Here is a 250-nt window from a genome sequence, read left to right on the forward strand (position 1 = left end):
CGTTGCGCCGCTTGTACATCTCCCGGTTGTATTCCCAAGGCTCGACCCGATTGGATTTCGGCGGGACCACCGGCACGAAGCCAAGATCGAGCGCCAACTGGCGGGTTTCGTTGCCTTCGTAAGCACGGTCCATCAACAAATGAATCGGCCGCTCCACTGGCCCCAGGTGTTCAAGCAACGCGCGGCCTGCAGGTGCGTCATGCACGTTGCCAGGCGTCAATCCAAAGGTGATGGCTGTTCGAGCATCTGC

At 60.0% G+C, this 250-nt stretch carries 1 protein-coding gene; it reads right to left on the reverse strand.

Annotation, left to right across the window (positions count from 1 at the left end; genetic code table 11):
- On the reverse strand, positions 1 to 250 hold a 250-nt coding region (locus tag F7R02_RS26155), incomplete at both ends, for a transposase (RefSeq protein ID WP_151210385.1).

This window comes from Xanthomonas cissicola, assembly GCF_008801575.1.
Classification (GTDB): domain Bacteria; phylum Pseudomonadota; class Gammaproteobacteria; order Xanthomonadales; family Xanthomonadaceae; genus Xanthomonas; species Xanthomonas cissicola.